11 protein-coding genes and 1 pseudogene are annotated in these 14,028 nt (G+C 71.6%); 10 read left to right on the top strand and 2 right to left on the bottom strand.

All coding sequences use genetic code 11. The features are described from left to right. Positions 1-87: 87 nt before the first annotated feature. From ACIRVK_RS24865 to ACIRVK_RS24820, 10 genes are all read left to right on the top strand, one after another. Positions 88-2,436, top strand: a complete 2,349-nt coding sequence (locus ACIRVK_RS24865) for a nitrate- and nitrite sensing domain-containing protein (RefSeq protein ID WP_404250563.1) — start codon at positions 88-90, stop codon at positions 2,434-2,436. Then, the gene (locus ACIRVK_RS24860) at positions 2,433-2,861 is read left to right on the top strand and encodes a roadblock/LC7 domain-containing protein (RefSeq protein WP_404250561.1); all 429 of its coding nucleotides are present in this window, start codon (positions 2,433-2,435) and stop codon (positions 2,859-2,861) included. The genes ACIRVK_RS24865 and ACIRVK_RS24860 overlap by 4 nt, the downstream gene beginning before the upstream one ends. A gap of 38 nt (positions 2,862-2,899) precedes the next feature. Next, positions 2,900-3,214, top strand: a complete 315-nt coding sequence (locus ACIRVK_RS24855) for a DUF742 domain-containing protein (protein WP_404250559.1) — start codon at positions 2,900-2,902, stop codon at positions 3,212-3,214. Continuing rightward, a complete protein-coding gene (locus tag ACIRVK_RS24850) occupies positions 3,198-3,794 on the top strand; it encodes a GTP-binding protein (RefSeq protein WP_404250557.1) in 597 nt (198 codons plus the stop codon). Before ACIRVK_RS24855 ends, ACIRVK_RS24850 begins: the two co-directional genes overlap by 17 nt. Before the next feature lie 434 nt (positions 3,795-4,228). Continuing rightward, on the top strand, positions 4,229-5,983 hold the full coding sequence (locus ACIRVK_RS24845; RefSeq protein ID WP_404250555.1) for an FAD/NAD(P)-binding protein: 1,755 nt from the start codon (positions 4,229-4,231) through the stop codon (positions 5,981-5,983). 70 nt (positions 5,984-6,053) lie between these two features. After that, the gene (locus ACIRVK_RS24840; RefSeq protein WP_404250553.1) at positions 6,054-7,133 is read left to right on the top strand and encodes an LLM class flavin-dependent oxidoreductase; all 1,080 of its coding nucleotides are present in this window, start codon (positions 6,054-6,056) and stop codon (positions 7,131-7,133) included. Further along, positions 7,130-8,434 carry an NtaA/DmoA family FMN-dependent monooxygenase gene (locus ACIRVK_RS24835; RefSeq protein WP_404250551.1) on the top strand — a complete coding sequence of 435 codons (1,305 nt, stop codon included), beginning with the start codon at positions 7,130-7,132 and terminating at the stop codon, positions 8,432-8,434. Before ACIRVK_RS24840 ends, ACIRVK_RS24835 begins: the two co-directional genes overlap by 4 nt. 16 nt (positions 8,435-8,450) lie before the next feature. Then, on the top strand, positions 8,451-9,260 hold the full coding sequence (locus ACIRVK_RS24830) for a DUF1684 domain-containing protein (protein ID WP_404250549.1): 810 nt from the start codon (positions 8,451-8,453) through the stop codon (positions 9,258-9,260). A 212-nt stretch (positions 9,261-9,472) separates the two neighbouring features. Next, complete coding sequence (locus ACIRVK_RS24825) at positions 9,473-10,375, top strand: S1 family peptidase (protein WP_404250547.1); 903 nt, start codon at positions 9,473-9,475, stop codon at positions 10,373-10,375. A gap of 126 nt (positions 10,376-10,501) precedes the next feature. After that, positions 10,502-11,344: a slipin family protein gene (locus tag ACIRVK_RS24820; protein WP_404250668.1), complete on the top strand. Its 843-nt coding sequence runs from the start codon at positions 10,502-10,504 to the stop codon at positions 11,342-11,344. Positions 11,345-11,704: 360 nt separating this feature from the next. Here ACIRVK_RS24820 and ACIRVK_RS24815 read toward each other — a convergent pair. Together ACIRVK_RS24815 and ACIRVK_RS24810 are read right to left on the bottom strand one after the other, a co-directional pair. Then, a pseudogene (locus tag ACIRVK_RS24815) lies at positions 11,705-13,211 on the bottom strand (long-chain fatty acid--CoA ligase). A 143-nt stretch (positions 13,212-13,354) separates the two neighbouring features. Beyond that, on the bottom strand, positions 13,355-13,990 hold the full coding sequence (locus tag ACIRVK_RS24810; RefSeq protein ID WP_404250545.1) for a TetR/AcrR family transcriptional regulator: 636 nt from the start codon (positions 13,988-13,990) through the stop codon (positions 13,355-13,357). Positions 13,991-14,028: the final 38 nt, after the last annotated feature.

Here is a 14,028-nt window from a genome sequence, read left to right as displayed (position 1 = left end):
GGTGACCGGTGCCCCGTGAGGGTCGTTGGCGGGGGCAGAACCTCTTCCGCCCCCTGTCCCGATCCGCCCCTCGAATAAGGCACTTCTGTGGACGACACAGCAAAAGCGACCACCACCATCCGCACCAGACTGCTGAGGATCCTCGCCCTCGCCCTCGCGGTCCTGCTGGCGCTGCTCGGACTCGCCGCCGCCGAGCAGATCTCCGCCTACCGCAACGCGTCCGCGACCGAGGGCAACGCACGCCTGGAGATCATCCTCCAGGGCCTCGTCCACGAGCTGCAGAAGGAGCGCGGGCTCACCACCGGATACGTGGGCGGCGTCTGGCAGTTCAAGGCCAAGCTGCCGGCCCAGCGCAAGGCCACCGACACCGCACGCGCCGAACTCGACCGGGCGCTGAAGGGCCGCGGCGACAGCGCCGCCGGTTCCGTGCGCGAGTCGCTCGGCCGGCTCGACGGCCTGGCCGGCATCCGCGGCCACGCCGACGACCACACCGGCGTGGTGAAGGACACCTTCGACTACTTCACCACCACCATCACCGTCCTCGACCAGCTCGACCTCGGCCTCGAGGAGGTCCACGACGCCACCCTGCGCGACGACTACCAGTCACTCCAGACCCTGGGCAACGCCAAGGAGTTCACCGGCGAGGAGCGCGCCATCGTGCTCGGCTCCGTGCGCGCCGGGAAGTTCCGCGCGGACGACTACAGCCGCTTCATGCAGATCCGGGCCGGCCGGCTCGCCGCCCTCGCCGCCTTTCCGCGCTCGGCGACCTCGGCCCAGGAACGGAGCCTGAACGACGCCCTGACCACCCCGGACGCCGAACGCATGCTCGCCTACGAGTCCACCGCCGTGCACGGCGGCGGCGGGCTGAGCGCGAGCGCCGTTCCGCCGTTGGCCTGGTGGGAGGCGACGACCGCGACCATCAACGGACTGCGTCAGGTGCAGGTCTCGCTCGGCACCGACGTCGAGAACCGCGCGGCCGAGCTGGAGAGCGCCGCCCAGCGCGACCTGCTGCTGTTCGCACTGCTCGCCCTCGGCACGGTCGCCGCGCTCGGCGCCCTCGCCCTCGACTGCGTACGATCGGTCTCCGCGCCCCTCGCCGAACTCGCCCACCAGGCACGGGAGATGGCCGAGGAACGGCTGCCGCGCGCCGTCGCCGCCGTCCAGGAGGCCGGTTCCGGGCAGAGCCCCGAACCGCCCGCCCCGCTCACCCTCCCCGGCAAGGCGGGCGCCGAAGTCAGGGAGGTGGCCGAGGCGTTCGACCGGGTGCAGCGCGCCGCCTTCGACCTCGCCACCGAGCAGGCGGTGCTGCGCCGCAACGCCACCGACTCGCTGGTCAGCCTGGGCCGCCGCAACCAGAACCTGGTGCGCCGCCAGATCAGCTTCATCAACCGGCTGGAGCACGAGGACGCCGACCCGGCCACGCTGGCCAACCTCTTCGAACTGGACCACTTGGCCACCCGTATGCGCCGCAACGCCGAGAGCCTGCTCGTGCTCGCCGGCGAGTCCAGCCCCCGCCCCTGGGCCACCCCGCTCGCCCTCACCGACGTGCTGCGCGCCGCGCTCTCCGAGGTCGAGGAGTACCGCCGGGTCACCCTGCGGCGGATCGAGCCCGCGCACCTCGCCGGGTCCGTCGTCGCCGAGGTCGCCCACCTGCTCGCCGAGCTGGTCGAGAACGCGCTGAACTTCTCGCCGCCGGACTCCGACGTGGAGGTCGAGGGGCGCCGCACCAGCGCCGGTTACCTGGTCGCGATCGTCGACCACGGGTTCGGCATGGCCCCGCAGTCGCTCGCCGAGGCCAACGTACGGCTGTCCGGCACGGCCGGCTTCATGGCCGAACCCACCCGGTTCCTCGGCCACTTCGTGGTCGGCGCGCTCGCCCGCAAGTGCGGCATCGAGGTCCGGCTCGGGGAGGCCCCGGCGGCCGGTGTGGTCGCCCGGGTGCTGATCCCGACCCCGCTGCTGACGGAGGCCCCGCAGCAGAAGCCGGCGGGTGAGCCGGTGGTGCCCGCACCGCGCAAGGAGAGGACCGAGGTGGCCGCCCACGAGCTGGTCACCGTGGCGGCGGAAGCGAAAACGAGCTTGAGCGAGAACACGAACGCGAACAGGACCGAGAACAGGGACGAGGGCCGGAGCGCCGGTCCGCGGAGCGCCACCTCCGCCGCCCGTACCCGCAACGGGCTCGTGAAACGGCCGCAGCGCAGCGCGATCTCCGACGCCGTCAGCGAGGCGGACCGGCCGGGGCGTACGGCGCCCACCGAGCCGACGCCCGACCGCAGCCCCGAGCAGATCTCCGGGATGCTCTCCACCCTGCGCAGCGCCCATATGCGGGGCGCGATCAGCGTCGAGAAGGCCAAGGAGAAAGCGAAGGCGAAGGAGAAGGCCGAGTCCAAGGAGACGGGCGACGGCTGCGACGAGAGCGAAGGTGGCGCCAAGTGACCACGATCGACGCCCACAACGACTCGCAGACCTTCAACTGGCTGCTGGCCAACTTCGTCCGGAGCACCGACGGCGTACGGGACGCGGTCGCCGTCTCCTCGGACGGACTGCTGATCGCCGTGTCCGACGGGCTCGGACGGACCGAGGCCGACCATCTCGCGGCGATCGTGTCGGGCCTGAGCAGCCTGGCGCGCAGCGCGTCCAAGCGGTACGGCTTCGACGGGGTCAAGCTCATCATGATCGAGATGGGGCGGGGTTTCCTGCTCGTCTCGGCGATCCGGGACGGCAGCTGTCTCGGCGTCCTCGCCGACAGCGGCGGTGAACTGGGCCTCGTCGGCTACGAGATGGCGGTGCTCGCGGAGCGGGCGGGTGATCTGCTCACCCCGACGCTCATCGCCGACCTGCGGCAGGCGTTGCCCCGGTGAACGGCGAACAGCCCAGGGACGTAGAACCGGTAGAGGACGTGACGTTCGTCCGGCCGTTCATCATGACCGGCGGCCGGGCCGAGCCGCTCCAGGCGGATCTGCGGCTGGAGACGCTGGTCGTGGCCGTCGGCGTACCCGACGAGACGCTGACGTTCGAACGGCGGCACATCGTCGCGGTGTGCGAGCGGCCGACGACGCTCGCGGAGGTGGCGTCGCGGGTCGGCGTGCCTCTCGGCGTGGCCAAGGTGCTCGTCTCCGACCTCGTCGTGGCGGGTCAGCTGACCTGCCGGCAACCCGCGGAGCTGCCGCTCCAGACGCTCGAAAGGATCAGGGACCATGTCCGGGCGCTCTGACAGGATCGTGCCGCTCGCCGTGAAGATCGTGGTGAGCGGAGGACTCGGGGTCGGCAAGACCACCTTCATCGGGGCGATCTCGGAGATCGAGCCGTTGGACACGGAGGCCGCCATCACGCAGGTCTCCGTGGGCGTCGACTCGCTGGACGGTGTGGAGTCGAAGACCACGACGACGGTCGCCCTCGACTTCGGGCGGATCACCCTCGATCCGACGATCGCCCTGTACCTGTTCGGGACGCCCGGGCAGGACCGGTTCTCGTTCCTGTGGGACGACCTGGTGGAGGGGGCGCTCGGCACGGTCGTGCTCGCGGACACCCGGCGGATCGAGGAGTGCTTTCCGGCCGTGGACTACTTCGAGTCGCAGGGGGCGCCGTTCGTGCTGGCCGTGAACCGCTTCGACGGCGCGGAGCGGTTCGAGCTGGAGGAGGTCAGGGAGGCGCTCGGCCTGGGGGCCGACGTGCCCGTGCTGGAGTGCGACGCCCGGCAGCGGGCGTCGGTGCGGGACGTGCTGGGGGCCCTGATGGACCGGGTCATCGGGGTCCGGGCCGCGCCCAGGAGGCGGGCCGCCATGGTGCGTTAGCCGGACGAGCAGATGCGCGAGGGGAGGGGTGCGCGTGTGAAGGCGACGAGGGAGGAACACGTCAGGCGCCAGATGACCGACGAGTGGGCGCGCAGTGGGTCAGCTCAACAGGAACAGGACCACACTCGACCGAAGTCGATGTGGGAGCGCTTGACCAGCCACTGCTGCGGATGCATGAGCCAAGTGGAACAGGCATCCGGTTTCCCGTCAACTGTCCTGAGACGCGCCGCTCACATGGTGGACAGCCTTGACAGTGAGGGGAAAAGCACCCGTAGAGTCGACGGACGGCCCTGCTGAGGGGCTCGGCCGTAGCGCGCCGCGCGGCGCCGTGTGAAGGCACCACCCGTGTTCGACCCAGCATCACGGAGCCTTCGCATGCCATCACCCTTCCCTGACCCCGCCTCCGCCGCACCGGACATACCGGAGCGCGTCCGATGAGGCACTCCCTGGTGATCGTCGGGGCCGGTCCGCGGGGGACCGGTCTCATCCAGCGGATCGCCGCCAACGCCCCCGAGCTGTACGGCGGTTCGGGCCTCGACATCCATCTCGTCGACCCGCACCAGCCGGGCGCCGGACGCATCTGGCGCGCCGCGCAGTCGCCGCTGCTGTGGATGAACTCGCACGCCGAGGACGTCACCATGTTCACCGACGAGACGGTGGTCATGGAGGGCCCGGTGCGGGAGGGCCCCACGCTGCACGAGTGGGCCGGCATCGACGCCCGGACCTTCGCGGACCGCCAGTTGCAGGGCTCCTACCTGCGCTGGGTGCACGAGCGGGCCGTCGCCGAGCTGCCCCCCGGCGTCACCGTGCACCACCACCCCCGGCGCGCCCTGCGGGTCGCCGGCCCGCGTGAGGGCCGCCAGCAGGTGTGGCTGGAGGGCAGGGCACGGCCGCTCCTCGCCGACCTCGTGGTGCTGGCCCTCGGCCACCTCGACGCCGAACTGGACGAGCAGCAGAGCGAGTTGGCCGAGTACGCGCGCGCCCACGACCTCGTCCACCTGCCGCCCGACTTCACCGCCGACAGCGACCTGTCCCGCCTGAAGGCCGGCGACCCCGTCCTGGTCCGCGGCTTCGGGCTCGCCTTCGTCGACCTGATGGTGCTGCTGACCGAGGGGCGCGGCGGACGCTACGAGGGCGACACCTACCTCCCCTCCGGGCAGGAGCCGGTGCTCTACGTCGGTTCGCGCCGCGGAGTGCCGTACCACTCGAAGATCGGCTACGACTGGAGCGGGGAACGGCCGCCGCTGCCACGGTTCTTCGGGCCCGGCGAGGTGGACGAGCTGCTCGCCCGGCCGGGCGGCTTCGACTTCCGGCGGGACGTGTGGCCGCTGGTCGAGAAGGAGCTGGGGTTCGCCCACTACCACCGGCTGTTCGGCGTGCATCCGGAGCGGACCGCGATGGCCTGGGCCGACTTCGAGGAGAAGTACGCGGCGGGCGACGGCGCCGAGATCCAGGCGCTCGTGGCCTCCGCCGTGCCCGACCCGACGGACCGGCTGGACCTCGCCGCACTCGACCATCCCCTGGACGGCGTGCGGTACGGGTCGTTCGAGGAACTCCAGGACGGGCTGCGCTCGTATGTCGAGCACGACCTGAGCAGGCGGCACGACCCGGAGCACAGCCCCGATCTTGCGGTCTTCCTCGGACTGCTGTCCGTCTACGGGCAGTTGTTCCGGCTCGGTGACATCGGGCCCTGGTGGCACGGGTTCTTCAGCTACCTGGCCTCCGGGCCGCCCGGGCCCAGGCTGCGGCAGATGCTCGCACTGTCCCGGGCCGGCGTGCTGAGGTTCCTCGGCGCCGAGATGACCGTCACCGCGGCGGACGGCGTGTTCCGGGCGACCGGTGCCACCGTGCCGGGCGCCTCCGTCGAGGCGCGGGCGCTGGTCGAGGCGCGCCTGCCCGAGCCCACGGTCGGCCGCGCCCGCGACCCGCTGCTGCGGGAACTGCAGGCCGACGGGGCGGCCGAGACACCGGACGGGCTGCTGCGGGTGGATCCCCGCGACGGACGCGTCCTCGACGGCGCCGGGCGGCCGCATCCCCGGCGGTTCGCGCTCGGGCCGTTCACCGAGGGGCGGACCGCCGGCGCGTTCACCCGGCCGCGCACCGGCGGGCCCGCGTTCCGGCAGAACGACGCGACGGCACGGGCCGTGCTGCGTTTCCTGGCCGCGCTCACCTCCAGCGCGGCCGCATGACCGGGCACCAGCGCACCCGCCGAGCCCTGTGAACCCGCCGATCCACCGGCACAAGGAAGGATTCCCCCATATGACCCCATCGCACGGCCGGGGGCTGCTGCACCTGGCCGCCGCCATCGACCGGGAGGGCGTGTACGACGCGGGCCCCCATGTCGAGCTGGCGCGGCTCGCCGAGCGCGGCGGGCTCGACTTCGTGACGCTCGGCGACACCTTCGCCCGTCCCGGGCCGGACGCGGTGGCCGTCCTCGCCCGGGTCGCGCCCGCCACCGGCCGCGTCGGCCTGGTGCCCACCGTCACCACCACGCACACCGAGCCCTTCCACGTCCAGGCCGCCGTCGCCACCCTCGACTGGGCGAGCCGCGGCCGGGCCGGCTGGCGCATCGACGTGTCGAGGACCGAGGGCGAGGCGCGCCTCTTCGGCCGCCGGCACGCGGCGCCCGCCGAGGAACTGTGGCGGGAGGCCGGCGAAGTCGCCGACGTGGCCGCCAGGTTGTGGGACAGCTGGGAGGACGACGCCGAGATACGGGACGTGGCCACCGGCCGCTTCGTCGACCGGGACAAGCTCCACCACGTCGACTTCGAGGGCACCGCCTTCTCGGTGAAGGGCCCCTCGATCGTGCCGCGCCCGCCGCAGGGCCACCCCGTACGCGTGGTCGACGCCACCGAGGGACCAGCCCGGGGCACCGCCGCCCGGTACGCCGACGTGGCTTTCGTGCGCGCCACGAGCGCCCGGCAGGCGGCCGCCGTACGCGACCAACTGCGGGCCGAGGCGGCCGGCTTCGGGCGTGACCCCGACACCCTGCGGGTCCTCGCGAGCCTCCTGGTCGACCTCGGCGGCGGCGAGCACGCGGCCGAGCCCGGCCACGGTGGGGGCGGCCCCCGGCAGACCGCGCAGGGCCCGCTGTACCGGGGCGGCCCGGTGGACCTCGCCGAGCTGATCGCCGCCTGGCACACCGAGGGCGTCGTCGACGGCTTCCACCTCACGCCCGCCGAACCACGCCGTGACCTGGAACGGCTCGTCAACGGCACGGTGGCGCTGCTCCAGCACCGCGGCCTGTTCCGCACCTTCTACCCGGGCAGCACGCTCAGGGAGCACCTGGGCCTGGCCAGACCCGCCAACCGGTACGCCGTGCCACGGGGAGCGGCATGAGCCGGAGAGCGATCCATCTCGCGGCGCACTTCCCGGGCGTCAACAACACCACCGTGTGGGCCGATCCGCGTTCCCGGTCACAGATCGCGTTCCCGTCCTTCGAGCACCTCGCCCGTACCGCGGAACGCGGCCTGTTCGACTTCTTCTTCCTCGCCGAGGGCCTCAGGCTGCGCGAGCACAAGGGCCGCGTCCACGACCTGGACGTGGTGGGACGGCCCGAGTCGCTCACCGTCCTCGGCGCCCTCGCGGGCGTGACCGAACACCTCGGGCTCGCCGCCACGGTCAACGCGACCTTCAACGAACCGTTCGAACTGGCCCGCAGACTCGCCACCCTGGACCACCTCAGCGGTGGCCGGGCGGCCTGGAACGTGGTGACCTCCTCCGACGCCTTCACCGGTGAGAACTTCCGCCGCGGCGGCTTCCTCGACCGGGCCGACCGGTACACGCGGGCCGCCGAGTTCGTCGAGGTGGCACGGAAGCTGTGGGACTCCTGGACGCCCGACGGCCTCGCGCGGCCGTTCGCCCACCGCGGAGCGCACTTCGACATCGCGGGCGAGTTCACCGTGCCGCGCCCGCCGCAGGGGCACCCGGTCGTGATCCAGGCCGGCGACTCCGAGGAGGGGCGGGAGTACGCCGCGTCGGCGGCCGACGTCGTCTTCACCCGGCACGGCACGCTGGAGGCGGGGCGCGCCTTCTACGCCGACGTCAAACGACGGCTCGCCAAGTACGGCCGGGAGCCGGGCGAGCTGAAGATCATGCCCGGGGTCACCGTCGTGCTCGGCGACACCGCCGCCGAGGCCCAGGAGAAGGCCTCGGAGATCCGGCGGCAGCAGGTCTCCCCGCAGAACGCGATCCTCGCGCTGGAGCAGATCTGGGGCATGGATCTGTCGGCGTACGACCCCGACGGCCCGCTCCCCGAGATCGACCCGGTGCCCGACTCCGGCATCACCCGGGGCCGGACCCGGCGCGGCGACACCGTCCAGACCGCCGAGAAGTGGCGTGCCCTGGCGAAGGAGAAGGGGCTGTCGATCCGGCAGACGGTGATCGAGGCGAGCGCCCGGCAGTCGTTCATCGGCACCCCTCAGGCCGTCGCCACCGAGCTCGACGAGTTCGTGCAGCGCGACGCCGCCGACGGCTTCATCCTCGTACCGCACCTCACCCCCGGCGGACTCGACGAGTTCGTCGACCGGGTGGTGCCGCTGCTCCAGGAGCTCGGCGCCTTCCGCACGGAATACCGGGGAGCCACCTTGCGCTCCCACCTCGGGCTGCCCGACCCCGCAGGGAAGGGCCGAACACCATGACGACAGGGCTGATCGCATGACCTCGGACGCATCGAACACCACGGACGTACCGGATGGTTCGGACGCGTGGAAGCAGTGGCACGAGCACCGGGTGGAGTCGGTCTCGGCGCCGTACGGGCCGCTCGCGCTGACCGGCACGCACTGGATCGAGGGCCATCCGGAGGGGCGACTTCCGGACATCCCCGGTGTCTGGACGGCCGACGCGGACGCCGTCGTGCTGACCGCCGCCGCGTCCGACGGGCTGACGGTGGACGGCGAACCGCTCGACGGAGCGGTACGGCTCGGCGCCGACACCGGCGCGGTCGACGCGGCGCGCGTGGCGCTCGGCGAGCGGCGCCTGGTCGTGCTGGTGCGCGAAGGGGTGTGGGGCGTACGGGACTTCGACCCCGGTGCCGCGACGCGCCGTGCCTTCCGGGGCATCGACGCCACGCCCCACGACCCGCGCTGGTCGGTGCCGGGGCGCTTCACCCCGTACGGCGAGGGCGATCGCACCATCCGCGTGCCGAACCACGACGGACGGGAACGCGGGCTCGGGCTCGCGGGTGAGCTGGCCTTCACCCTCGACGGACGGGAGTCGACCCTCCAGGTCGCCGAGCAGGGCGACGTCCTGTGGGCGGTCTTCGCCGACGCGACCAGCGGCCGGAGCAGTTTCCGCTTCCGGTTCCTGTACCCGGCCGCGCCCGACGCGGACGGCCGTACGACCGTCGATCTCAACCGCGCCGTGCTGCCGCCGTGCGCCTTCGCCGACCACTTCATCTGCCCCTTCCCGCCGCCCGGGAACACCCTGGGGATCGCCGTGGACGCGGGGGAGCGCAACCTGGTCTGAACCAGGGCACGCATGGCCAAAACACATAGCCGGCTCACAGGTTGACGGCCGAAAGGCGCCCTTGCGTCTACCGGCCGTTCGGCCGAATACTCCCCGCAAGCGCTTGTCAGGGGCACGGCTTGTCCGGAACCCGGACGATCACGCCTCGGGCTGCGCCTCACGGGGCCCCGACCCCACGCGGGCCCCCCGACTTCCCCCTCGGAGGAACGAACGTGAGGATCAAGCGCACCACCCCTCGCAGCGGCGTTTCGAGACGAACCCGGCTGATCGCCGTCACCACCGGTCTCGTGGCCGCCGCGGCGATCGCGGTCCCCAGCGCGAACGCGTCCGACACCACCCCCACCTTCAGCGCGAACGCGCTGAAGAGTGTCGACAGCTCGGTGCTCAAGGCCGATGTCCCGGGCACCGCCTGGGCCGTCGACAGCAAGACCAACCGTGTCGTCGTCACCGCCGACAGCACGGTCTCCCAGGCCGAGATCGCCAAGATCAAGCGTGCGGCCGGCGCCAACGCCGGGGCCCTCACCATCAAGCGCTCGGCCGGAAAGTTCAAGCCGCTGATCTCCGGCGGCGACGCCATCTACGGCGGGCAGTACCGCTGCTCCCTGGGCTTCAACGTGCACAGCGGGAGCACCTCCTACTTCCTGACCGCCGGTCACTGCGGCCAGGTCGCCTCCACCTGGTACTCCAACTCCAGCCACTCCACGGTGCTGGGCACCAACGTGGGCTACAGCTTCCCGGGCAACGACTTCGCGTTGGTGCGCTACACCAACTCCTCGATCTCACACCCGAGCACGGTCGGCAGCCAGACCATCACCAGCGCGGCCACCCCGAGCGTCGGCACGACCGTGTACCGCCGCGGCTCCACCACCGGCACGCACAGCGGCCGGGTCACCGCGCTGAACGCCACCGTCAACTACGGCAGCGGCGACGTCGTCTACGGCCTGATCCAGACCACGGTCTGCGCCGAGGGCGGCGACAGTGGCGGTCCGCTCTACGGCGGCAGCGTGGCCTACGGCCTGACCTCCGGCGGCAGCGGTGACTGCACCTCCGGCGGCACGACCTTCTTCCAGCCGGTCACCGAGGCGCTGAGCTACTACGGCGTGAGCATCGGCTGACGCTCCCTCCGGACGGGCCCTCGCACGCAAGTGGCGTGCGGGGGCTCCCTCTTGCCCGGGTGACGGAGTTACCTTCGAAGTACAGGTTTCGAAGTACAGGTAGTGCTCAGTCCCCTGGGGGCCGGCATGGTCGAGGAGCTGGTGGCGGCGGGAGTGACCCTCGCGTCCGCCGGTGTGGTGTACGTGCTGGCGGCGGCACGGGTCGTCAAGCAGTACGAACGCGGTGTGGTGTTCCGGCTCGGCAGGCTCCGCGAGGAGGTGCGGGGACCGGGGTTCACGATGATCGTGCCGTTCGTGGACCGGCTCCAGAAGGTGAACATGCAGGTCGTGACGATGCCCGTGCCCGCGCAGGAGGGCATCACCCGGGACAACGTCACGGTGCGGGTGGACGCCGTCGTGTACTTCAAGGTGACCGGGCCCGCCGAGGCCGTCGTCCGGGTGGAGGACTACCGGTTCGCCGTCGCGCAGATGGCGCAGACCTCGCTCAGGTCCATCATCGGAAAGAGCGAGCTGGACGATCTGCTCTCGAGCCGGGAGAAGCTCAACCAGGGGCTTGAGCTGATGATCGACTCCCCGGCGGTGGAGTGGGGCGTCACGATCGACCGGGTCGAGATCAAGGACGTGTCCCTGCCCGAGACCATGAAGCGGTCGATGGCCCGGCAGGCCGAGGCCGACCGGGAGCGGCGCGCCAGGGTCATCAACGCCGACGCGGAGCTGCAGGCGTCGAAGAAGCTCGCCGAGGCGGCGCAGCAGATGGCGGACACGCCGGCCGCGTTGCAGCTGCGCCTGCTGCAGACGGTGACGGCGGTGGCCGCCGAGAAGAACTCCACCCTGGTCCTGCCCTTCCCGGTGGAGCTGCTGAGGTTCCTGGAGAAGGCCCAACAGGGTCCCGCACCCGCGGCGCCCCAGCAGGTGGACCGGCAGCCGGTGCAGGAGCAACTGCCACCTCCCGCGCCGCGACAGGACTAGTTCCGCGGGACCAGTCCCAGTATCTCGTTCCGACACGCCTTTGTGTGCCCTCGCCCTGCGGGCGCTGCCCGCTCGGCTTCTCCGTGTGCCCCGGTGGCGAAAATCGTGTCGCGCCGTCGTCCGGTGGTTCGTGCTCGAACGCCTTGTTGACGGTCGGGTCGTCGGTCGCGGTGAGGTCCACCGGTGTCGAGTTGTTGACCCAGAGGTCCACACCGACCCCCGGCCAACCGTGCTAGGGCTTGCACTGTCCAGATTCCCGCGGCGGCAGGAAGCACGCCGGTAAACGGCATCCGCCCCCCCTTCGCGCCCCTGAGGTCGAAGTGGATCAGCCGCCACCCGGCGTTTTCGGGTCCCCTGGCCTCATGCCTCCTCGGCGCCGCGGGCCGGCATTGAGCCGTACCGGCTGCGCAGGCGGGCCTTGAGGATCTTGCCGGTGGCGTTGCGGGGCAGGGCGTCGACGAGGACGACCGACTTGGGGAGCTTGTACTTGGCGAGTCGGCCGGACAGGGAGTTCATGATGTCGTCGGGCGACACCTCGGCGCCCGCGCGGGGCACGACCAGCGCTCTGCCGACCTCGCCCCGTCGTTCGTCGGGTACGCCGATCACCGCGCATTCGGCGACCGCGGGATGCTGGTAGAGGAGTTGCTCGACCTCTGCGGGGTAGACGTTCTCCCCGCCGGAGATGTACATGTCCTTGATCCGGTCGACGATCGTCGCGTACCCCTCCTCGTCGACGGAGGCCGCATCCCCGGAGCGGCTTCCTTCGACGATGGCGTCCTTGGTCGCTTCGGGCCACTGCCAGTAACCCTTCATCACGTTGAGGCCCTCGATGATCACCTCGCCGACCTCGCCCGGTGCGACATCGGTGAGGTCGGGCCGCACCACGCGTACGTCGGTGAAGAAGCAGGGCGTGCCGGCCGAGCCGGCCTTGCGGATGCTGTCCCGTGCGCGCAGGCCCAGTGCGGCGGGGGCGGTCTCGGTCAGGCCGTATGCCTGGAGGAAGGTCAGGCCACGGTCCTGGTACGTGGATGAGTGCCTTGGGGACGGGTGCCGCCGCGCACATCAGGATCCGGATCGACGACAGGTCGGCCGTCGCCCACCGCGACGACCGGGCCATGGCCTGGTACATCGCGGGTACGCCGAACATCCTGGTCACCCGGTGCTCGGCGATGACGTCGAGAACCCGGTCCGGGTCGAAGCCGCGCATCAGCACCGACGTCGCTCCTTTGAGGAAGCCCGGCAGGAAGACGGTGTTGAGGGCGGCGGTGTGGAACATCGGTGCCACCACCAGAGCGACGTCGTCGGAGGCGATGTCCACGTCCAGCAGGATGTTGAAGCAGTTCCAGGCGATGTTGGCGTGGGTGAGCATGACCCCCTTGGGACGGCCGCTGGTGCCAGAGGTGTACTGGATCATGCACACCTCGTCGAGGCCGACCGTCTCGTCCAGGGGGTCGTCGGGTGCGTTCGTCGGCAGCTCCTCGTACGCGCTCCCCACCTCGACGTAGTGCTTCCCTCAACGCGTCGACGAACTCGGTCAGCTCGGTGCCGTACAGCAGTACCGGCGCCCCCGCGTCTCCCAGGATGAAGGCCAACTCAGGTGCCGCAAGGCGGGTGTTGAGCGGTAGGAAGATGGCGCCCAGCGCGTTCGCGGCGAACAGGGTCTCCGTCAGGGCCGGATGGTTCGCGCCCAGGTAGGCCACCCGGTCGCGTGGCCGACCCCCAGGGCACGCAGGGCGTGAGCGAGCCGCGTCACGCGCGCGGCCAGCCCTCCGTGGGACAGGGATCCACCGTCGTGCACGACGGCGGTGGCCTCCGGTGCCATGCGGGCGCGCCGCGCGGGCCACGAGCCGAGCCCTTGATCGCGCATGGTGCGTCTCTCTTCTCTCGGATCTCTCAGAGCCAGTCGGGCCATGTGTAGTCGGCCGCGTCGTCGTGGTCCCGGCGGGGCGGCAACGGGGCGAGACGCCCCCGGGAGAAGACCAGCGGCGAGACGCCGTCGTCCGCTTGAGGTCAGGCGGCGTCGGGCAAGGGGCGTCGGGCGATCTCGTGGGCGTCGTCCGCGGGCAGGCCCAGCATCCGCAGGACCATCTCGGCGAGGTTGACGGCGGCCTCGTCGCCGTCCACCTCGGGGCGGGTGAACCGCAGCTCCACCAGGGACAGCAGGGTTCCGCCCAGTGCCGACAGGGCGACCACGGGGTCGGGAGTGGTGAAGCGGCCGGAGGCGATGCCGACCTGGAGATCACGCAGGGCGCGTCGGGTCAGTCCGTTGTCCGAGTGGATGTGCCCGAGGCCACGGCGGCGCACGACCTGCATCAGCTCCGGGTGGGAGTCGGCCATGCGGGCACTGAGCCGGAAGCCGGCCGCGAGCAGCTCCGCCGGGTCGTCGATCCCCGTCAGACGCTCGTCGAAGGCCTGCCCGAACTCCTCGAGGGCGTCGACCACTGCCGTCTCGAACAGCTCCGCCTTGGAGTCGAAGTGGTTGTAGAAGGAGCCGAAGCCCACGTCCGCGCGCTCGGCGATCGCCTGGATGCTCGCGCTGGTGTCGCCGTTCTCGGCGAGTATCTGCCGGGCCGCTCGCACGAGAGCTCCACGGGTCTCCGCCCGACGTCGCTCGAACCGGTTGCTGGGCGGGGCTGACGTAGACATGCGCAGAGTCTAACGGTTGCGCGATGACGATCGCAGTC

This window comes from Streptomyces sp. NPDC101152, from assembly GCF_044768275.1.
Lineage (GTDB): Bacteria > Actinomycetota > Actinomycetes > Streptomycetales > Streptomycetaceae > Streptomyces.
This window is presented reverse-complemented; position numbering and strand designations above follow the sequence as displayed.